This is a genomic window from Streptomyces sp. SAS_272 (genome assembly GCF_052543235.1).
The window spans coordinates 1-20,622 of the sequence record NZ_JBMNDR010000045.1; the positions used below are offsets into that span (position 1 = coordinate 1).

Below are 20,622 nucleotides of genomic sequence, written 5' to 3' on the forward strand. Positions count from 1 at the left end.
GTCGTCGAGGCCCAGGCCTCCTCCGGGGTGCTGGTGGGCACGGGCACGGGGGCGACCGGCTGGCTCCGGTCGGTGTGGCAGGAGCGGGGCGGGGCCGGCAGCGAGGGTCGCCTGCGGCTGCCGGGGCCGACGGAGGACCGGCTGGTGTGGTTCGTCCGGGAGGCCTGGCCGTCCCCGGCGACCGGAACGTCCCTGGTCGCGGGGGAGCTCGCGGCCGGCGGCCGGCTGACGCTGACGGTCGAGTCGGAGCGCCTCATCGCCTTCGGCGACGGCATCGAGAGCGATGCGCTGGAACTGACGTGGGGGCAGCGGGTGCGCGTGGGGGTGTGCGGGGAGCGGCTGCGGCTGGCGGGGTGAGCGGCGCCGGCCTTTCACCGGCCGCTGCGGGCCCCCGTCACTTCACCGGCCGCTGCGGGCCCCGCGTCGCTCAGGTCCCCGCTGCCCGCCGGGCGCCCGCCCGCGCAGCTCGCACGGGCGGGGGGGAAGGCCCGGGGCCCGCCCGACGCCGCCACCGCGCTGCGCGCGATACGTCGCCGGACGGGCACGAGGCCGTCGGGGCCGGACGCGGGGGTCGTCGGCCGCGACTTCACAGCCGGGGGTCCACCGGTTCCGATTCCAGGGCGAGGACTCCGAACACCGCCTCGTGGACGCGCCACAGGGGCTCGCCCTCTGCCAGCCGGGCCAGGGACTCCAGGCCGAGGGCGTATTCGCGGATCGCCAGCGACCGTTTGTGGTTGAGGAAGCGGCCGCGCAGGCGGGCGAGGTTGTCGGGGCGGGTGTACTCCGGCCCGTAGATGATCCGGAGGTACTCGCGTCCCCGGCACTTGATGCCGGGCTGGACCAGGCGGCCCTCCTCGTCCCGGCACAGCGCGCCCAGCGGTTTGACGACCATGCCCTCGCCCCCGCGTCCCGTCATCTCCAGCCACCAGTCGACGCCCGCCCGGACCGACTCGGGGTCGGCCGTGTCGACGTACAGGCGGCGGGTGGTCCGGAGCAGGCCCGTGGTGTCGTGCTCCACCAACCGGTCGAGGAGCGACAGCTGTTCGTCGTGCGGCAGGTCGGTGAGGCTGCGGCCCTGGACGGCGAGGATCTGGAACGGGGCGAGACGCACGCCGTCCAGACCGTCCGTCGTCCAGCAGTAGCGTCGGTAGGCCTCGGTGAACGCCGCCGCGTCCGAGGCGCGTTCACGCTGGCGGGCGAGGAGGTCCGCGACGTCGACTCCCCTGGCCGCAGCGCCGTCCAGCGCGGCGAGCGCACCCGGGAAGACCGCGCCGGACGCGGCGCCCACGGCCGCGTACTGCGAGCGCAGCAGACCCGACGCTTTCAGCGACCACGGCATCAGCTCGGCGTCCAGCAGGAGCCAGTCGGTGTCCAGCTCGGTCCAGAGGCCGGCCTGGTCCACCGCCGCGCGTATCCGGCCGAGGATCTCCTCGGTGGTCTGCGCGTCGTCGAAGAACGGGCGGCCGGTGCGGGTGTAGAGGGATCCGGTCGGGCCTCGGTCGCCGCCGGCGGTTCCGAAACGCTTGCGGGCCGTTTCCGCGTCCCGGCAGACCAGGGCCACCGCGCGCGAGCCCATGTGCTTCTCCTCGCACACGACCCGTGCGACGCCGTCGCGTGCGTACTGCGCGAACGCCTCCGCCGGGTGCTCCAGGTAGCCGTCCACCCGGCTGGTGGCGGTCGGGGCCATGGTCGGCGGGAGGTAGGGCAGCAGGCGCGGGTCGACGGCGAACCGGCTCATGACCTCGAGGGCCGCGGCGGCGTTCTCCTCCCGGATCGAGATGCGGCGCTGGCCGTCGTAACGGGTTTCGACGATGCGTCGGCCGTGGACGTCCGCCAGGTCCAGCGGGCGGCCGTCGTGGCCGCCCGGAGCCTCGGACCGCAGCGGTTTCACCGGCTCGTACCAGACCTGCTCCGCCGGGACGTCGACGAGCTCACGCTCCGGCCAGCGCAGCGCGGTCAGCTTGCCGCCGAAGACGGCGCCGGTGTCCAGGCAGATGGTGTTGTTCAGCCAGGTGGCCTCGGGCACGGGCGTGTGTCCGTACACCACGGCTGCGCGACCCCGGTAGTCCTCGGCCCACGGGTAGCGCACCGGCAGGCCGAACTCGTCGGTCTCGCCGGTGGTCTCGCCGTAGAGCGCGTGCGAGCGGACGCGGCCGGAGGTGCGGCCGTGGTACTTCTCCGGCAGACCCGCGTGGCAGACCACCAGTCGGCCGCCGTCGAGGACGTAGTGGCTGACCAGTTCGTCGATGAACTGCCTCACCTCGGCACGGAACTCGTCGCTCTCGCCCTCCATCTGCTCGATGGTCTCGGCGAGTCCGTGGGTGTGCTGGACGTTGCGGCCCTTGAGGAACCGGCCGTACTTGTTCTCGTGGTTGCCGGGGACGCACAGGGCGTTGCCCGACTTGACCATGGACATCACGCGGCGCAGCACGGCCGGGCTGTCCGGGCCCCGGTCGACGAGGTCGCCGACGAACACGGCCTGCCGGCCCTCCGGGTGGACGCCGTCGGTGTAACCCAGCTTGCCCAGCAGCGACTCGAGTTCGGCAGCGCAGCCGTGGATGTCGCCGATGATGTCGAAGGGCCCGGTGAGGTGGGTCAGATCGTTGAAGCGCTTCTCGGTGACGACGGTGGCGTTCTCGACGTCCTCGACGCCCCGCAGGATGTGCACCTTGCGGAAGCCTTCGCGTTCCAGGCCCCGCAGGGAGCGCCGGAGTTCACGGATGTGGCGCTGGACGACGCGGCGCGGCAGGTCGGCGCGGTCGGTGCGGACGGCGTTGCGTTCGGCGCACACCTCCTCCGGCACGTCCAGCACGACGGCGATGGGCAGCACGTCGTACTGGCGTGCCAGGTCGACGAGTTGACGTCGGGCCTCGGGCTGCACGCTGGTGGCGTCGACGACCGTGCGACGGCCGGCCGCGAGCCGTTTTCCGGCGATGTAGTGCAGGACGTCGAAGGCGTCCCGGGTGGCGCTCTGGTCGTTCTCGTCGTCGGAGACGAGACCGCGGCAGAAGTCGGAGGAGATGATCTCGGTGGGCTTGAAGTGGCGGCGTGCGAAGGTGGTCTTGCCGGACCCGGACGCGCCGACGAGCACGACGAGGGAGAGGTCGGTGACTGGCAGTGCGCGGCCCTGCTTCGGGGGAATCCCGGTGTCGGTCATGCTGCCTTCGCCTCCTTCTTCTCGGTGCCTGCGGTGGCGCCGGCGGTTGCGGTCGCGGTTGCGGTCGCGGTGCTCATCTCGAACACGGCCATCTGGGTGGGCGGGCCGACCTCCGGGTCGTCCGGTCCGACCGGGGTGAACCGGACGTCGTATCCGTGACGCTCGGCGACCCGGGCCGCCCAGCCGCGGAACTCCTCGCGGGTCCACTCGAAGCGGTGGTCGCCGTGCCGGACGTGACCGGCCGGCAGGCTCTCCCAGCGCACGTTGTACTCGACGTTCGGGGTGGTCACGAGGACCGTGCGCGGGCGGGCCGAGCCGAACACCGCGTACTCCAGGGCCGGCAGCCGGGGCAGGTCGAGGTGTTCGATCACCTCGCTGAGGACGGCGGCGTCGTAGCCCTTGAGGCGGGCGTCGGTGTACGCGAGGGAGCCCTGCAGGAGCCGCACGCGCGAGGCCTGACGCTCCCCCATGCGGTCGATTTTCAGCCGACGGGAGGCGATGGTGAGCGCGCGCATCGACACGTCGACGCCGACGATCTCGGTGAACCGCGGGTCCTTGAGCAGCGCCTGGACCAGCTGGCCCTGGCCGCAGCCGAGGTCGAGGACCCGGGCGGCGCCCGCCTCGGTGAGCGCGGCGACGATCGCGTCGCGGCGCTGCACGGCCAGCGGGGTCGGCCTGTCCTGCGTCTCGGCCTCCGCCTCGACCGCGTTGTCGATCTCCTCGACCTCGCTGTCGTCGGCCTCGGCGAGCCGGACCAGTTCCAGTCGCTCCATCGCCTGCCGGGTCAGCGACCAGCGGCGGGACAGGTACCGGCTGGTGATCAGTTTCTGCTCGGGGTGAGCGGGCAGCCAGCCCTCGCCGGCGCGCAGCAGTTTGTCGACCTCGTCGGAGGAGACCCAGTAGTGCTTGGCGTCGTCGAGGACGGGCAGCAGGACGTACAGGTGCCGCAGGGCCTCGGCGAGGGTGAGCGTCTCCGACTCCAGGAGCAGGCTCACGTACCGGGAGTCGCCCCACTGCGGGAACTCCGTGTCGAGGGCGACCGGTTCGGCGCTCACCGTCCAGCCGAGCGGCTCGAACAGGGCACGGACCAGACCAGGGCCGCCGCGGGCCGGCAGCGCGGGCACCTCGACGCGCAACTGCCTTGCCTGTGCGGGCAGTTCGGGCTTCCCTGCGCAGACGCCGCGCATCGCGCTGGAGAACACGCCGCTGAGCGCCACCGCGAGCAGCGAGGAGGCCGCGTAGGGGCGGTCGTTGACGTACTGGGCGAGGGCCGCGTCGGGGGCGCCGCCGCGGCCCTCGCCCTTGCCGCGCCGGACCAGTGCCACGGCGTCGACCTCCAGCAGCAGCGCCGCGGTGCAGCGCTCGGCATCGGCCTGTGGATAGAAGACATGGGCCGTGCCGTAGGAGGTCGAGAACGCCTGCGTCTTCCCGGGGTGCTTGTGCAGCAGGAAGCCCAGGTCGGTGGCGGGGCGTTCGGGGGTGCCGGTGGTGCTGATCGTCAGGAACACGGTGGGCGCCTCGGAAGAGTGCGGATGGGGTGCGGGCGCGCTTGTCGCGTGCTCTCGCGCCCTCCAACCTAGCGACATCCCTTCGCCGGCACGCGGGAATTTCGGTCCGCCCGGGAACCGTCGGCCCTGGTCAGCCCCGGTCAGGCCTGGTCTGCCCCGGTCAGCCGTGGGGGACGGCGCGGACGGCCCGAGCCGGTGCGGATCGGTGCGGACGGCCGACGGCCGACGGCCGACGGCGGCACGGACGGGCGCGGCGGAGAGGCGGGCGGGCGGGCGGCGGAGAGGCGGGCGGGCCGACGGCGAGAAGGCGGGCGGCCGGGCAGAGAAGGGGCGGGCGGTCGGGCGGATGAGAGGACCGGATGACGGAAGCGGATGACGGGAGCGGATGACGGGACAGGAACGCGTGGCCCCGGCCTACGAGCCGATTCCGGTCCGCTCCCCCGCCCTCCGCCACGGACTGACTCCCAGCTTCCCCGTGGTGCCGAGGTCCAGGTGAGGGGTGACCGTCACCGGCGCGGCTCCGGCCGTGGCGCGCACTCTGACGTACGGGACGTCCACGGCGTCGCCGAATCCGGTGGTGTTGCGCCACATCAGCCCGGCGCTCGCCCGCTCGCCGGGCTTCAGGGTCACGGCCCGGGGCGGGTCGTCGAATCCGGCGACGGTGGCGATGCCGCCGCTGCCCTTCATCACCTCGACACCCCGGACCGGCTGGAGATCGTCGTCCAGCAGGCTCAGTCGCGGGTAGCCGTCGAGGGTGCGGTCCTTGGTTCCGCAGTTCTCCAGGAGCAGTCCCACGACCCGCAGCCCCATGGCGGAGTCACCGTCGTCGGCGGTGACCCGGATCCCGGAGGGCGGGCAGACTCCCGGTTCGGACGGCGCCTCGTCCGCGGGGACCCTGGTCACCTCGGCGACCTTCACCGTCGTCACCCTGGAAGCTCCCGGTACGAGCGTCCCCAGCCGCACGGTCCCGGTGACCGTACGGCCGGCCCCGACCGAGCGCACGGTCACCTTCTGGTTGCTCATGACCCCGCCCGTGCTCGTCGTGAAGTCGAAGAGAACGGTGTACGTCAGCGCGTCGGCCGTGGAGTTGACCACCTCGTAGGCCGCCGAGACGCCCGAGTCGGCGGGGAGCCCGCCGGGCAGCCGCTCGGCCCGGACGCCTCCTGCGGACTCGTTGGGCGAAGGGGAGGGGGAAGCAGACCGGGACGCGGACGCGGACGCGGAGGGGATGGTCACGGAGGTGATCCGCACCCCGTCGACCGCCGGCCGGTCGACGGGGGACGGCGACGCCGAACCACCCGCGCCGAAACCGCCGTCCTGCGTGCCGCCGTCCTGCGTGCCGGAGTGTTCCGAGCCGCACGCCGTGAGAAGCAGCACGGCGGCCACGGCCGGAAGGAGGAGGGCAGGTCTGCGCATCCCGCCACCCCATCAGGGGCCCGCCCGGCCGACCGTGACGGAAGCCACTCCTCCGGTCACAGCCATGTCACAGATCACCGGCGGAACACCCTCCCGGTGCTCGGACGCGCCGCCGAGCCCGCCCCCTCCCGCGTCCTACGGCAGTTGCGTCTGCACCTGCGCGGAGATCAGCTCCAGGTGGTCCAGGTCGTGCAGGTCCAGGACCTGGAGGTACATCCGCCGGGAGCCCTCCTCGGCGAAGCGGCCGATCTTGTCGACGACCTCGGCCGGGGAGCCGGCCAGCCCGTTGGCGCGGAGCTCGTCGACCTCACGGCCGATCGCGGCGGCCCGCCGGGCGATCTCCTGTTCGTCCCTGCCGACGCAGACGACGAGGGCGTTGGACAGGGTGATCGTGTCCGCGTCGCGCCCGATCTCCTCGGCGGCCGCCCGCACCCGGCCGAACTGCCGCGCGCTGTCCTCGACGGTGCCGAACGGCATGTTGAACTCGTCGGCGAACCGGGCGGCGAGCCGCGGGGTGCGGGTCGCGCCGTTGCCGCCGATCAGCACGGGGACCTTCGCCTGCGCCGGCTTGGGCAGCGCGGGCGAACGGGCGAGCTCGTAGTACGTGCCGTGGAAGTCGAAGGTCTTGCCGGGCTCGGTGGCCCACAGGCCCGTGACGATCTCCAGCTGCTCCTCCAGCCGGCCGATCTTCTCCTTCGGGAAGGGGATGCCGTACGCCGTGTGCTCCTCCTCGAACCAGCCTGCGCCCAGGCCCAGTTCGACGCGCCCACCGGACATCTGGTCCACCTGTGCGACCTGGATGGCGAGCACGCCGGGCAACCGGAAGGTGCCGGCGGTCATCAGGGTGCCGAGGCGGATGCGCTTCGTCTCCCGGGCGAGACCGGCGAGGGTGATCCAGGCGTCCGTGGGGCCCGGCAGACCGCTCACGTCGCCCATCTTCAGATAGTGATCGGACCGGAAGAAGGCGTCGAACCCGAGGTCCTCGGTGGCTTTCGCCACGGCGAGGAGGGTGTCGTAGGTCGCCCCCTGCTGGGGCTCGGTGAAGATGCGAAGATCCATGTCTCCATCCTGCACGCCGGCCGGCCCGTCCATCACTCTGGCTAGGCGCTCACCTTCCGGCAGGTCGCTCACCGTTGCGTCCCGGTGCTCACCGTTGCGACTGGATGCTCACCGTTGCGACCGGGCGCTCACCGTTCCGGTAAGGCGGCCTCCCGCTCCTCGCGTTCCTCGCGCGCCGTCAGCTTGCGCAGCATCTCCAGGACCCGGTCCCTGGACTCGTCCGCCGCGTCGATGGCCTCCATGCACTTCCAGTACGTGCCCTGGTCGTCCGCCGAGCTGGCAAGGCCCACCAGGGCGATGCCGACCTCGCCGAGCAGGCCGGCCAGATCGAGCAGCGCCTGGCGGGCGTCCTCAAGTTCGGTCAGTCGGGCGGCGAGCAGATCGCCCGGATCCAGGTCCGGGGCCCCCAGCACGCCGCAGCCCCGGCCGGCCAGTTCGGTCAGGCCCAGCGCCTCGCCGCGCAGTTCGGGCGGACCCGACACGGCGAGGCGACTGCCGATCGCCTGCGCCAGTGCCTGCGCCTGCCACACCTGCGTGAGGATCTCCACGCCTTCGCCGCTGCCCGCCAGTTCACGTCTGCTCGTCAGGATGAGCCGCACCGCGTCCATACGCCGCCCCGTCTGTCCCCGACGTGCTGGTTCGCACGTCCGCCCGAACACCCTTTTCCACTACCCAGAGTGAGGGCGTGAGGGGCGAAAAGCCAGAGGATGACGGAAATCTGTGGACAACAAATCGATTTCGGTCCGCCGGTCGACTGCGGAGAGTGAAAACGGACGCGGCGGCTCCGACGGCGGTGCTGAGGAGCGTCGCCGGTGCCGAGTCCGGAAAGGTCCACCGGCTCGCCAGACCTCTCCGGGCACGCCACCGGGCTCCGGTCACGGCGCCAGGCTCCGGGCAAGGCACCAGGGTCCGGTCAGTCAAGGCAGGCCCCAGGGTCCGGTCGCGGCACTAGGGAGCGGGAAACCGGCGCTCGTTGCGGTCGATCTTCGCGTCCAGCGCCGCCAGCGGGTCGATGCCGAGCACCTCGCACAGCTGCAGCAGATACGCGAGCACGTCGGCGACCTCGTCCGTCACCCGGTGGGCGGTGTCCGGGTCGTCCATCACGCGGGCCGACTCCTCCGGCGTCAGCCACTGGAAGATCTCGACGAGTTCGGACGCCTCCACGCTGAGCGCGGAGACGAGGTTCTTGGGCGTGTGGAAGGGCTGCCAGTTCCGCACGGCCGCGAACTCGGCCAGTCTGCGCTGCAGTTTCGCCACATCCAGGTGTCGTTCTGTCACGGACCCAGGTCTACCACCGTCACCCCGTCCGTACGGGCGGCCCAGGAGCCGTCGCTGACCGCGCCGACGCAGCGGATGTGCCCGCGTTCGGCCATCCGCACCGCCAGGCGCAGCAGTTCGGCGCGCTGCCGGACGTCGAGGCCGCGGTCCAGGCCGTCGGCGAGCAGGGTGAGGGTCTGCATCGCGGCCGGAACCTCGCCGGCCGGGTCCACGTCGAGGACGCCCGGCCCGGTGAGCAGCACCAGGGCGAGGGCGAGGTAGCGCAGTTCGCCGTATCCCAGCCGGGCGAGTTCCGTGCCCCCGCCGGCGCGGTCGAGCACCGCGCGGACCGTGCCGTCGGTGAGCGGTTCGGCGCGCAGGTCCACCACCGGCCCCGCGGGTCCGGTGGATCCGGCGGACAGTGCGGCCACCAGCGCCGCGTGCCGCCGTCCGCACTCTTCGCGGGTGCGCCACAGGACGTCGGCGAGGTTGTCGCAGCCGGTCAGCAGGCGGCCGGTGCCGGTGGGGACGGGGACGCCCATCCAGTCGGGCTGCGGGTCGCAGGCGAAGACCGACCTCAGGGCGACCACCATCTGCTCGGCGGCGGCCAGCACCTGCCGCTGGCCTTCGGTCTTGCCCGCCACGCGCAGCGGCAGCAGCGCGGTGCCGAGCCGGTCGTCGGGCAGCGGGGCGCGCGTCACCGGCGCGCAGCCGCCGGTGTGCCAGGCGGCCTGCACCGTGCGCCGTCCGGGGTCGCGCAGCGCCGTCTCCAGCAGTACGACGCCGCCCGCGCTCAGCCGCTCGCCCACGATGCGCAGCTCCGGCTCGGCCTGCACGGCGACGTCGAGCCGGACCGGCCCCGCGGGGCCGTCTGCCGTGCAGCCGATGCGGAACCCGCGGCGGCGCTGCGCGTCGGGCCGCGCCCCCTGCGGCACGCACGCGACCGGATCGGCGAACACCTCGGCCAGCCGGGCCCCTCCCCCGAGCCGCGCCAGCGCCTCGTACGCCCGCAGCGCCGTGCTCTTGCCGCTGCCGCTGGCCCCGGTGAACAGAGTGACGGCCCCCAGCAGGAACCGCGCGCGCCGGTGCCCCGCGAAAGCGGAGAGCCGCAACTCGGTGACGCAGGACCGCGGGTACCGCGCGGGTGCGGACGCGGTGTCGGCGGGCTCGGACGCCGGACGGGCGCGCGGAGGTACGAGGCCGCCGACGGACGCCGTCCGCACGCCGCCGCCACGAGGCGCAGCATGCTGCTCCGCCCCGCAGTGCGCCTGTGCCTCCAGCTGCGCATGCGCATGTGCATGTGCCTGTGCGGGCACTGTGGGGGGCGTGTCCGCGGTCGGCGCTCCGTCGGGCGCGGCATGCGAAGGCGCGGCGGTGGGCGGCAGGGAGGCGGAGGAGGAAAGCGACGAGGGCATGTCCGGACGGTAGGACTCCGCTGCCAGCCGAACCGTTACGCCCCGACAAGCTTCCCACCATCGAGCGACGTGCCCCGCGCCCTCAGACCCCCGGTGCGCCCGCCCCTTCCATGATTCCGCCGACCTCGGTGCCCGGCGGGGTGAGCAGGAAGACGTTGCGGTCGACCCGGTGCATACCGCTGGCCAGGCCGAAGACGACGCCGGTGGAGAAGTCCAGCACCCGTTTGGCGGTGTCGGTCTCCGCCCCGGTCAGGTCGAGCAGCACCGGGATGCCCGCCATCAGTGTCTCGGCGACCTCGCGGGCGTCCGCGAAGACGTTGACCCTCAGGACGACGAAGCGGCGCCGGGTCTCCGTCTCGGCGTCCGGGAGCGAGCGGTGGTCCACCGCCGAGGGCCACGCGTCCCGGCCGCGCAACGGAACGACCTGAGCGAGCCCTTCCCACTGTTCGTCGGTGACGTCGTAACGGTTCACCGGTACCCCCAGAACTGACTCGCCTTCAATGCATGCACCAGTCAATTCTTACGCCAAGTCACCCGTTCGGCCCAACAGCGACACGGACCGCCATCTCACCGGTCCCGCACGGAGGCCGCCCGTCGGGGTCCGAACCTCGTCAGGCCGGCTTGCGGGTGAAGCGGAGGGTGGCGGTGACGGCGGCCGTTCCGCGGATCATGCCCAGCTGGTTCCAGCCCAGGCCGAACTCGCCGCGGTCCACCGCGAACTCCGTCTCCAGGGTGACGGCGTCGGAGTCCGCTCCGCTCACTCGGGCGGTGAGGGACCGGGGCCGGCTGATGCCGCGCACGGTGAGCTGACCGGCCACCTCGACCGTCCCGTCGGCGCCGAGTTCGGCGGAGCGCACCGTGAAGGTGATCTCGGGGTGGTTGTCGGCGTCGAAGAAGTCCGCGCCGCGCAGATGGGCGTCGCGCTTGGCGTTCTTCGTGTCGAGGGACGCCGCCTGGAGGGTGAGGACGCCGGTGGCGGTGCCGTCGGCCGCCACCTCGCCACCGCCGTCGACGGCGGTGAACACGCCCTTGACGGTGACCAGGCCCCACATCGTCCGGTGCTTGAGGGCGACGGCGGAGGCGCCCGCGTCGAGCTGCCACAGTCCGGTTTCCACGGCGACGGTCATGGCGGTACTCCCTGGTGGTCCAAATTTGGATGATGTGAGGAGCACGCTATCCGGTAATCCAAATCTGAACAATAGAGTCGTGCAAATTTGGACTACAGATACACTGGGAACCATGGCAGACCCCGCTGAGCACCCCGCCGACCTGCCCGCCTGCCCGTCCGCGCAGGGCTCCGGCAACGGCCTGCTGCCGCCCGAGCTGCGCGGGTGGATGCTGCTGCTGGCGGCGACGGGAGCGGTGGAGCAACGACTGCGATCCGTGGTCAAGGACCGGCTGGACGTCTCGCACGACGAGTTCCTGGTCCTGTGTCTGCTGGCAGAGGAGCCCGGGCAGGGCCTGCGCATGACCCGTATCGCCGAGCTGCTCGGACGCCCCAAGACCCGGCTGACGTACCAGATCGCCTGTCTGCAGCACGCCGGTCTCGTCACCCGCCAGTCGGTCTGCGGCGACAAGCGCGGGGTGGAGGTCGCCCTCACCGACAAGGCCCGCCGGCTGCTGCGGGAAGCGTCCGGGGCACTCGCCGGGACGGTCACCGCGGCACTGGACCACGTCATGGGTCCCGAGCAGTGCGCCGCCCTGAGCGGTCTGCTGCCCGACGTCGCGGCCAGGGCCGAAGCCCAGGCCGCGGCGAGCGCCGGGTCCGACGCCCGGGCGGGCGCGGATCTCGAACCGGCGGCCTCCGACTGACGGCCCGGGCGCCGTCACTCCCGGCGCGCTGCCGCGCCTCGCCTGCCGCCGCTCGCCGCCACTCCCGTCGCCGTAGCTCCCCTCGCCCTGCCACGCCTCGCCTGCCGCCGCTCGCCGTCACTCCGGCGTCCTGCCGCCGCTCACCTCGCCCTTCGTGCCGCTTCTCCGCGCTGAGCCCCCTCACGAGTGGTAGAGCACCCGTACGACCATCGAGTCGGCGGGCAGGCCGTCCAGGCAGGCGTTGAACACTCGCGCATAGTCGGGGCCGCCGCCCTCCACCCACCGCCCGTCGAGGGTGAGCAGGGCCGGAGTCAGCAAGACGGCGACCGCATGACGGGCGACGTACGTCTCCAGGTCCTCGTCGAAGCGGAGGACGGGGTCCGAGGCGAAGCGCTCCTCCAGAGCGGGGTCGGCCCTGATCGCCTGGATCAAGGGCTGTCGACAGAAGGCCGCCACGGCCGCCTCCTGGACCTGTTCGGGTTCGAGGGCGGCCCTGGCCCGCTCCTCGAAGTGATGGAAAGGCAGCGCCGGCGGGTGGCGGTCGGCGAACGCGCGGTACGCCGTCCAGTCTCCGGCCGCCCTGCGGGCCTCGGCCGCGCGAGCCGCGCCGAGGTCGAGGATGCCGCGCGGACCGCCGTGACAGCGCGAGGGCGGCAGGTCGTCAGGGGGTTCGGTCCAGTCGTCGTACCGCACGAGCCGCGGGTCGTCCTCGTGGCCGGGCAGCACGTCGAGGAGACAGCCCGCCCCGGAGACGAACCAGTAGCTCCACTCCCCCACCCAGTCCGGATGAGGGCGGTCCTCACGGTCGTACCAGAAGGGAGCCATCGCCTGTCCGATCGCCTGCTTCAGCCCGTCGGGTCCGACGGGCGGCAGACAGACGGTGATGCGCTGCTTGGCCATGCTGTGCCGTCCCCTTATGTGGTGTGGTGCTATCGGGTGGTGCGGTTCTGCTGCTGCGGTTCTGCTGGTGCGGTGCCGTGCTGCCGGGTGGTGCGGTTCGGCTGGTGCGATGCGGTTCCGCGTGGTCGCGTCCACGTCGGAGGCGCTCACGCCACCCGGCCGATCGAGCATCGGGTTTCCGCCTTGCGAAGCAAGCCGGTTGCCCCTCTTGACGTTCTGGCCCTACCGGGGCGAGAAGAGTGAGGTGAATTGCCTCAGGCATATTCTCGCGCAGGTAAAGAGGGATTCCCCCTCCGTCGGCCGGCGGCCCGGACGACTCACCGCCGAGACCGTTCCGCCCACACCGGGGACGTCACCGTGGACCGTTCATGATCAATTCATGCGGTGGTCGTGTCCGGTCGGCCGGCCCGCCACCTCGGACGCCCGCGGCGGCACGCCACCGTGCACGAACCGGGCGGTCACCACCGAACCGGCTTGCGCGGAAGGCCAGTTGCGACTCGCCGTCCGCCCGCGCGCGCAAGCCGGGCCCAAGGGCCGGACGAGCTGCTGCAACGCGCGTCCGCCACAACGAACCCGTAGGCGGTCACCGGGTGACGGATCAGCCCCAAACCTTAAACACAAATTACGCACATCCTCTCTTCATACCGGCTTCCCATGGTCTAGATTGACCTTGCTTCGGCCGTTCGAACACGAGGCGACCGTAATGATCTATTGGTCTGGCGCTGCGGAAGGCCGGTAAGCGCGTCCTCGAAACCGGACGTGGGGGTGATCAATTCCTTGGGCCCGGAAGGGCCTTGGATGCGGGGAGCGTCCAAGGCATTCGACGGGTCGCCGCACACCTCGAGAGTCGGGCAGGACGCATGAGTCCACTGCCGCCGGGGTGGGTGTTCGAGTAGTGCCGGAGTACCGGGACGTCATGCGCGGGAGGCGGGGGCCTGCCGCGGGAGGACCGGCGCGGCACGGGGGGCGGGGGCCTCCCGAGGGGAGGGACAGTACGGGGGGCGGGGGCCTCCCGGGGGGAGGGATCAGTGTTAGGCGAACACGTCGAACCACTGGGGAACCTGGGGGGTTCTGTGCGGCAAGGGGAGCTAGTCAGCCCGTTTCCGTCGGCGCGCGGGCGTCTGGAGAACGACACGATCAGCCGGCCCGCGATCGACTGGGAGCAGCGGTACCGACGCACCGTGATCATCAGCGACACCGTGGCCACCGCCTTCGTGGTGGCGGGCATCGGCAACTTCTTCGGGGCCCGGGACGCGGCCAACTGGCATGAGAAATGGGGCATTCTCGCGTTCGGCACCGAGCTGCTGGTGCTGGGGGCGCTCGCGGTCAGCCGGTCGTGGGCCCCGGCCGTGCTCGGCCAGGGCGCCGAGGAGTTCCGCCGGCTCGGACGCTCGCTGTTCGCGGCGACCGTCGTCCTGGCACTCGGCGGGATCGCGCTCACCTCGCGCAACATCAAGCTCTGGATCTTCGTCGCGATCCCGGCGATCGCGCTCGTCACCATGACCGCGCGCTATCTGCTGCGTCTCTCACTGCACCGGCAGCGCAAGGAAGGACGGTGCCTGCGTCCGGTGCTCGCCGCCGGCAGCCCGGCCACCGTGCAGGACCTGATCACCCGCACCCGCAAGTTCCCGCACCTCGGCTGGCGGGTGGACGCGGTGTGCACGACGGACGGTCCCGGGCTCGACGGCGACCTGCTGGACGGGGTGCCGGTGGTCGGCCGGCTGTCGGACGTCGCCAAGCACGTCCACGGCGACGGTTACCGTGTCGTCGCCGTCACCCCGGATCCGCACTGGTCACCGCACCGGCTGCAGCGGCTGGCCTGGAACCTCGAAGGCACCGACACCGAGATGGTCGTGGCCCCCGTGCTGATGGAGGTGGCCGGTCCGCGGCTGCACATCGACGCGGTGCTCGGAATCCCGCTGCTGCGGGTCAGCATGCCGACCTTCACCGGGGGGCGCCGGGCGGTCAAGGGCGTCGTCGACCGGATGGGCGCGGCGGTCCTGGTGGTCCTGTTCGCGCCGCTGATGGTGTTCGTCGGGCTGCTCGTGCTGGCGGACAGCCGGGGTGGGGTGTTCTACCGCCAGCGCAGAGTCGGCAAGGACGGCGGCGAGTTCACCATTCTCAAGTTCCGCACCATGGTCGCCGACGCCGACCGGGCGCGCGCCCAGCTGGCCGACCTCAACGAGGGCGCCGGCCCACTGTTCAAGCTCCGCCGGGATCCGCGGGTGACCCGGGTGGGAGCAGTGCTGCGGCGGTACTCGATCGACGAACTCCCGCAGCTGTTCAACGTGCTCACCGGGTCGATGTCGCTCGTCGGTCCGCGGCCTCCGCTGCCGGAGGAGTCCGCCGCGTACGGCCCGGACATCCGGCGGCGGCTGCTGGTCAAGCCCGGGCTCACCGGCCTGTGGCAGATCAGCGGACGCAGTGACCTGTCGTGGGAGGAGGCGGTACGGCTGGACCTGCGGTACGTGGAGGACTGGTCGCTCGCCCTGGACACGGTGATCTTGTGGAAGACGCTGCGTGCGGTGCTCTACGGCCAGGGGGCCTACTGATGCGCGGGGGGCTGGGAGCCATCGGCCCCGCCGACGTGCGGACCGCAGGCCGCGAGGGCCTGCGCGGGGGGAGGAACGGGTCATGAAGGTCAGCGTTTTCGGGCTCGGCTACGTGGGCTGCGTGTCGGCCGCGTGCCTTGCCAGCATGGGTCACGAGGTCATCGGGGTCGACGTCAACCAGGTGAAGGTCGACCTGGTCAACGACGGCAAGGCCCCGGTGGTCGAGGAGCGGATCGGCGAGCTCATCGCCGACGTCGTGCGGACCGGGGCGCTGCGCGCCACCGGCGACGTCCGCGAGGCGATCATGGACAGCGAGATCTCGCTGGTCTGCGTGGGCACGCCGTCGGAGCCCAACGGCAGCCTGTGCACGACGTACTTGGAGCGGGTCACCGAGGAGATCGGCGCGGCACTGGCCGAGCGGGGCGGGCGGCACACCGTGGTGTTCCGCAGCACCATGCTGCCGGGCACCTGCCTGAACCTGCTGGTGCCGATCCTGGAGAAGTACGTCGGCGGCACGGCCGGGGTGGACGTGGGGGTCGCGGTCAACCCGGAGTTCCTGCGCGAGGGCACGAGCGTGCGGGACTTCTTCGACCCGCCCAAGACCGTCATCGGCGAGCTCGACCCGGCGAGCGGCGACGCGGTGGCGGCGCTGTACGAGGGTCTGTCCGGCGAGGTGTTCCGGGTGCCGGTCCCGACGGCCGAGGCGATCAAGTACGCGGACAACGCGTTCCACGGGCTCAAGATCGGCTTCGCGAACGAGCTGGGCGCGGTGTGCCAGGCGCTCGGGGTGGACTCGCACCAGGTGATGGACGTGTTCCTCGCCGACCGCAAGCTGAACATCAGCCCCGCCTATCTGCGGCCCGGCTTCGCCTTCGGCGGCTCCTGCCTGCCCAAGGACCTGCGCAGCCTGGTCCACGCGGCGCAGCGGGCCGATGTCTCGGTGCCCATCCTGTCCCATGTGCTGCCGTCCAACTCCGACCATCTGCAGCGCGCGGTGGAGCTGGTCGAGCGCACCGGGAAACGCCGGGCGGGCCTGTTCGGGCTGTCCTTCAAGCCCGGCACGGACGACCTGCGTGAGAGCCCGCTCGTCGAGCTGGCGGAGCGGCTTTTCGGCAAGGGGTACGACCTGAAGATCTACGACGCCAACGTGAGCCTGTCCCGGCTGCTCGGCGCGAACCGCGAGTACATCGAGACCCGGCTGCCGCATCTCGCGCAACTGCTCGCGGACTCGGTCGAAGAGGTGCTCGACCACGCCGAGGTGTGCCTGGTCGGGACGAAGGATCCGGCCGTGCTGGCGGCGCTGCCCCACGGCGACGCCCCGGTGATCATCGATCTCGTCCACCTTCCCGACGCCGACGTGCGCCGGGCCGAACAGGGGTACGTGGGCCTTGCCTGGTGATGCGGGAAGCGGCGACCGGCCGGGCCGGCGCGCGCTGGTCCTGGTGGAGAACCTGTCGGTGCCGTTCGACCGGCGGGTGTGGCAGGAGTGCACGACGCTGCGCGACGCGGGCTGGACGGTGCACGTCATCTGTCCGCAGGGGAGCAAGCGGGACACCGAGCCGGAGGCCGTGATCGACGGGGTGCGGATCCACCGTTACCCGTTGCGCGCGGCCACCGGGGGGCCGGCCGGCTATCTGCGCGAGTACGGCTCCGCGTTGTGGCACACGGTCCGGCTGGCCCGCAAGGTCGGGCCGGTCGACGTGGTGCACGCCTGCAACCCGCCCGACCTGCTGTTCCTGCCGGCTCTGTGGCTGAAGCGGCGCGGTGCGCGGTTCGTCTTCGACCAGCACGACCTGGTGCCCGAGCTGTACCTCTCCCGGTTCGGCCGCGGCAAGGACCTGCTGTACCGCGCCGTGTGCGCGCTGGAACGGCGGACCTACCGGGCCGCCGACGTCGTGCTCGCCACGAACGAGAGCTACCGGGACGTCGCGGTGCGGCGTGGCGGCAAGCGGCCGGCGGACGTGTTCGTGGTGCGCAGCGCGCCCGACGTCGAACGGTTCCACCCCGTGCCGCCCGAGCCGGAGTTGAAGCGCGGCAAGCCTCATCTGCTGTGCTATCTCGGCGTGATGGGCCCGCAGGACGGCGTCGACTACGCCTTGCGGGCCCTTGCGAAGCTGCGCGACGAGGTCGGGCGGAGCGACTGGCACGCGGTGTTCGTGGGCGGCGGCGACACCTTCGACGCGATGGTGGAGCTGTCCGGGCGGCTCGGGCTCTCGGAGCAGGTGCAGTTCACCGGGCGCATCCCGGACGCCGATCTGGTGCGCTACCTGTCCACCGCGGACGTGTGCCTCTCCCCCGATCCGAACAACCCGCTCAACGACGTGTCGACCATGAACAAGGTCCTCGAGTACATGGTGATGGGCCGGCCGGTCGTCTCGTTCGACCTCCGGGAGGCGCGGGTCTCCGCCGGTGACGCCGCCGTGTACGCGGCCGCCGACGACGAGGCCGAGTTCGCCCGGCTCATCGCCCTGCTGCTGGACGACCCGGAGAAGCGGGCCCTGATGGGCAAGATCGGCCAGGAGCGGATCGGCGGTCCGCTGTCCTGGCGGAACTCCCAGCGATCGCTGCTCGCCGCCTACGAGGCTGCCTGCGGTGACCGGACTGCGGTGACGGCGCGCGACCCTGACACGGCAGGGGAAGGCCGCACCTTTGAGCGATGACACGATACGCCTGGTCACCATCGGGCGGATTGTCCGCCGGCGCTGGCGGCTGCTCACCGTCTTCGCCCTGATGGGTGCGCTCGTCGGGTACGGCGCGTCCCTGCTGTTCCCGCCGCGCTACACGACCTCGGCGTCGGTGCTGCTGCCGGGGACGTGGGAGGAGCGCGAGCTGCTGACGCAGACGGAGGTGGCGACCAGTTCGGTGGTGGTCGACCGCGCGGCCGCCACGCTCGGCTGGACCGGGGTGAGCGGCAGCGACCTGCGGGATCAGGTCGGCGCCAAGGCCACCGACGGGAACATCATCAAGATCTCCGGCACGGCCGACACGCCGGAGCGTGCGCAGCGGCTCTCCGACCAGGTGGCCAAGGAGTTCGTCTCCTACGCCACCCGGATCGCGAGCGAGACCGCCGACCCGGGGGCGGCGGAGGAACTCGCCGCGCTCCAGCAGTCGGTGGAGGACACCAGCCGCCGCATCAGCAAGCTGGCCGACGCGACCGATCCGGGAGAGACCGTCGAGAGCGTGCAGACCCGTACCGAGCTGGAGAAGCTGCGCACCGCGCTGCGGGAGGCCATCAGCACCATCAAGCAGGCCGACCCGGTGGACGACGAGGCGAAGAACATGGTCGTCATGGGGTCGGCCGCCCGGCCGACCGGTGAGGCGCCGCCGACGAGGACGCAGCTCGTCGGCGGCGGAGCGCTGCTGTTCTTCCTGTTCGCGGTCATCGGCCATCTCGCCGCCGGGCGGATGAGCCGCCGGCTGCGCGGTGAGTCCGAGATCGCCGCGGCGCTGGGCTCGGCGCTGCTGGGCACCGTCGACGTGCCCGTCGAACGGCCCGTGCACCGGCCGGGAGGCCGTGGCCCGCGGACGTGGCTGCGCCGGCTGCTGGGCCTCGACGTCCGGTGGGACATTCCGGCCCCGCAGCTGTCCGGCGACGAGGCCAGCAGGCAGATCCGCTATCGGCGGGTGTGCTCGCGCCTCCGGGACCGGCTGCCGTCCCCGCAGCGGCTGCTGGTCCTCTTTCCCGAGGGTGACGAGATCGCCCGCCGGGCGGCGGGGCAGCTCGTCGCCCTGGCCGGGAGCGATCCGCTGCTGCGGGCGGTGGCGGTCCCGGTGTCCCGGCCGATGGTGCCGGACCGCGGGAAGGAGTCGGGGGCCCTGGTCGTGCTCAGCGCGGGCAGCTGGACCGCTGGGGAGCTCGCCGGCGTCTCCGAGGCGTGTGCGGACGCGGGGCACGCCGTCGTCGGCATCGTCCTCGCCGGTCCGGTCCGGGCGACGCGTTCGGCCGACCGACCGCGGCGCACCGCCGTGCCCGCGCCCACGAGCTTCGACGGCGAACGGGACGACGCGACAGGAGTCACAGGGTGACGACGAGTACGACCGCGGAGTCGTCGACCGCCGCTCCGCTGCTGGATCTGCAGAACCTGGTGGCGGCGGTACGCCGGCGTCGCCGCCTCTGGTGCTCCCTCGCGCTGCTGGGGCTCCTCGCCGGCGCGGCGGTGGCGTTCCTGCTGCCGCAGCCGCCGACCGCGGTGACCAAGGTGCTGGTCGCGCATGAGGAGGACCAGCCGAACGACCCCGGAACGCTGATCCGCACCGACGTCGCGCTGCTGCAGACCACCCGGATCGCCGAGCAGGCCCTGAAGTCCCTCCGGTCCCAGGAGAAGGCCGAGGACTTCATGCAGGACTACAGCGGTACCGGTGTGACCAACAACGTGCTGCAGATCACCGTGACCGGTGACAGCGACGCGGAGGCGGTGGCCCGTGCCGGGGCGTTGGCCGACGCGTTCGTCGCGGACCATGTGCGGCGGATACAGGAGGCCTCGAAGGCCGAGGCCAAGGCCCTGCTCGACCAGCGTGACCAGCTGAAGGCCCAACTGGCGCAGGTCAACAAGACGATCGGCGACGGAACCGAGGCGAGCGGCCCGGGGTCGTCCGCGGACCTGGAGTCCCTCTACGCCCGCCGGGCCGAACTCACCTCGCAGATCACCGATTTCAGCCAGCGCGCCGGGGAGGCGAGCATCGGCACGCCACGGCTCGTCGCCGGCACGCAGATCGTGGACGCCCCGTACGCGGTGCGGTACTCCCTGCCGAGGACCGCTGCCACCGACGCCGCGATCGGGCTCTTCCTCGGGCTGTTCCTCGGGCTCGCGCTCGCGGCGGTGGGCGCGGTGGTGGCGGACCGTCCCGTGCTGCGCCGGGAGATCGCCGCGAACCTCGGCGCCTCGGTCATCGCGGAGCTGCCCCACCGGCCGGGCGGGCGATGGCAGCGCCGCCGGGTCCGGGCGTCGCGCGAACGGCTCACCACGTCCCTGGCCCGCGCCGTGCGCGGGTCCGCGGAGCCGGTGTCGCTGCTGGAACTGGGGTGCGCGCGCAACACGAGCGTGATCGCCCTGGACCTCGCGGGGGCCCTGGCGGCGGAGGGGCCGGTCGTCGTCGTCGACGGTCTGCCGGGCAGACAGCTCGCCGATCGCCGCCCGAAGCCGGGGGACCCGGCCGTGGTCACCGGCGAGCGGGCCGCGGCCGAGTCGCCGCAGGGCCGCCGGATCGGCGTCGGCTCGGTGGCGCCCGGCACGGCGTGGACCGATCTGCAGTACCTCGGCACCCGGGCCGTGCTCGTGGTGCGGGCCGGGCACGGCAGCGCGGCATGGCTGCACACCGTGGCCCGGCAACTCGCCGACCAGCACATTCCGGTGATCGGTGTGGTGCTGATCGACCCCGACCCGCGTGACCGGACCGACGGCACGCTGTGGGACGGACTGCGCACCGCGCCGCGCGACCGGAACGAGCGGCCGGCCCGGCAGACGGGCAGGGTCCCGCGGCGGGCGGAGCGGCAGCCGATGTGGGCGGCGCGGGTGCCGGACAGCGACCAGGAGGCTCAGTAGCAC

At 72.4% G+C, this 20,622-nt stretch carries 16 protein-coding genes and 1 pseudogene; 7 read left to right on the forward strand and 10 right to left on the reverse strand.

What is annotated here, in order from left to right:
- Positions 1-357 (forward strand): annotated as a pseudogene (locus tag ACN6LD_RS24140) (hypothetical protein); the annotation flags it as partial.
- A 229-nt stretch (positions 358-586) separates the two neighbouring features.
- Here ACN6LD_RS24140 and ACN6LD_RS24145 read toward each other — a convergent pair.
- From ACN6LD_RS24145 to ACN6LD_RS24185, 9 genes are all read right to left on the reverse strand, one after another.
- The gene (locus tag ACN6LD_RS24145; RefSeq protein ID WP_445044242.1) at positions 587-3,157 is read right to left on the reverse strand and encodes a polynucleotide kinase-phosphatase; all 2,571 of its coding nucleotides are present in this window, start codon (positions 3,155-3,157) and stop codon (positions 587-589) included.
- Positions 3,154-4,665 carry a 3' terminal RNA ribose 2'-O-methyltransferase Hen1 gene (locus ACN6LD_RS24150; protein WP_445044243.1) on the reverse strand — a complete coding sequence of 504 codons (1,512 nt, stop codon included), beginning with the start codon at positions 4,663-4,665 and terminating at the stop codon, positions 3,154-3,156. Before ACN6LD_RS24150 ends, ACN6LD_RS24145 begins: the two co-directional genes overlap by 4 nt.
- Before the next feature lie 414 nt (positions 4,666-5,079).
- Positions 5,080-6,081: a DUF4232 domain-containing protein gene (locus ACN6LD_RS24155; protein ID WP_445044244.1), complete on the reverse strand. Its 1,002-nt coding sequence runs from the start codon at positions 6,079-6,081 to the stop codon at positions 5,080-5,082.
- A gap of 135 nt (positions 6,082-6,216) precedes the next feature.
- Entirely contained in the window at positions 6,217-7,140 is a 924-nt protein-coding gene (locus tag ACN6LD_RS24160; protein ID WP_319194131.1) for an LLM class F420-dependent oxidoreductase, read from the reverse strand.
- Between the two features lie 128 nt (positions 7,141-7,268).
- The gene (locus ACN6LD_RS24165) at positions 7,269-7,748 is read right to left on the reverse strand and encodes a DUF6099 family protein (protein ID WP_319194130.1); all 480 of its coding nucleotides are present in this window, start codon (positions 7,746-7,748) and stop codon (positions 7,269-7,271) included.
- Between the two features lie 340 nt (positions 7,749-8,088).
- Positions 8,089-8,418, reverse strand: a complete 330-nt coding sequence (locus ACN6LD_RS24170; RefSeq protein WP_319194129.1) for a nucleotide pyrophosphohydrolase — start codon at positions 8,416-8,418, stop codon at positions 8,089-8,091.
- Positions 8,415-9,812 carry an ATP-binding protein gene (locus ACN6LD_RS24175; RefSeq protein ID WP_445044245.1) on the reverse strand — a complete coding sequence of 466 codons (1,398 nt, stop codon included), beginning with the start codon at positions 9,810-9,812 and terminating at the stop codon, positions 8,415-8,417. The genes ACN6LD_RS24170 and ACN6LD_RS24175 overlap by 4 nt, the downstream gene beginning before the upstream one ends.
- 82 nt (positions 9,813-9,894) lie before the next feature.
- Positions 9,895-10,284 (reverse strand): cell division protein SepF, encoded by a 390-nt coding sequence (locus ACN6LD_RS24180; RefSeq protein WP_057575626.1) that lies wholly within the window; start codon positions 10,282-10,284, stop codon positions 9,895-9,897.
- A 139-nt stretch (positions 10,285-10,423) separates the two neighbouring features.
- Positions 10,424-10,939 carry a YceI family protein gene (locus ACN6LD_RS24185; RefSeq protein WP_319194127.1) on the reverse strand — a complete coding sequence of 172 codons (516 nt, stop codon included), beginning with the start codon at positions 10,937-10,939 and terminating at the stop codon, positions 10,424-10,426.
- A gap of 112 nt (positions 10,940-11,051) precedes the next feature.
- On the opposite strand from ACN6LD_RS24185, the gene ACN6LD_RS24190 reads away from it, so the two are divergent.
- On the forward strand, positions 11,052-11,624 hold the full coding sequence (locus ACN6LD_RS24190) for a MarR family winged helix-turn-helix transcriptional regulator (protein ID WP_445044246.1): 573 nt from the start codon (positions 11,052-11,054) through the stop codon (positions 11,622-11,624).
- A gap of 180 nt (positions 11,625-11,804) precedes the next feature.
- On the opposite strand, the gene ACN6LD_RS24195 is transcribed toward ACN6LD_RS24190, so the two are convergent.
- Positions 11,805-12,524 carry a hypothetical protein gene (locus ACN6LD_RS24195; RefSeq protein WP_445044247.1) on the reverse strand — a complete coding sequence of 240 codons (720 nt, stop codon included), beginning with the start codon at positions 12,522-12,524 and terminating at the stop codon, positions 11,805-11,807.
- A gap of 1,073 nt (positions 12,525-13,597) precedes the next feature.
- Between ACN6LD_RS24195 and ACN6LD_RS24200 the strand changes: the two genes are divergently transcribed.
- The 5 genes from ACN6LD_RS24200 (at position 13,598) to ACN6LD_RS24220 (ending at position 20,619) form a co-directional block, all read left to right on the forward strand.
- Positions 13,598-15,076 carry a sugar transferase gene (locus ACN6LD_RS24200; RefSeq protein WP_445044248.1) on the forward strand — a complete coding sequence of 493 codons (1,479 nt, stop codon included), beginning with the start codon at positions 13,598-13,600 and terminating at the stop codon, positions 15,074-15,076.
- Between the two features lie 82 nt (positions 15,077-15,158).
- Positions 15,159-16,475 carry a nucleotide sugar dehydrogenase gene (locus ACN6LD_RS24205; RefSeq protein ID WP_445044249.1) on the forward strand — a complete coding sequence of 439 codons (1,317 nt, stop codon included), beginning with the start codon at positions 15,159-15,161 and terminating at the stop codon, positions 16,473-16,475.
- Positions 16,465-17,736 carry a glycosyltransferase family 4 protein gene (locus ACN6LD_RS24210; protein ID WP_319188643.1) on the forward strand — a complete coding sequence of 424 codons (1,272 nt, stop codon included), beginning with the start codon at positions 16,465-16,467 and terminating at the stop codon, positions 17,734-17,736. The genes ACN6LD_RS24205 and ACN6LD_RS24210 overlap by 11 nt, the downstream gene beginning before the upstream one ends.
- Positions 17,726-19,102 carry a Wzz/FepE/Etk N-terminal domain-containing protein gene (locus tag ACN6LD_RS24215; RefSeq protein WP_445044250.1) on the forward strand — a complete coding sequence of 459 codons (1,377 nt, stop codon included), beginning with the start codon at positions 17,726-17,728 and terminating at the stop codon, positions 19,100-19,102. The genes ACN6LD_RS24210 and ACN6LD_RS24215 overlap by 11 nt, the downstream gene beginning before the upstream one ends.
- Positions 19,099-20,619 (forward strand): Wzz/FepE/Etk N-terminal domain-containing protein, encoded by a 1,521-nt coding sequence (locus tag ACN6LD_RS24220; RefSeq protein ID WP_319188638.1) that lies wholly within the window; start codon positions 19,099-19,101, stop codon positions 20,617-20,619. Before ACN6LD_RS24215 ends, ACN6LD_RS24220 begins: the two co-directional genes overlap by 4 nt.
- Positions 20,620-20,622: the final 3 nt, after the last annotated feature.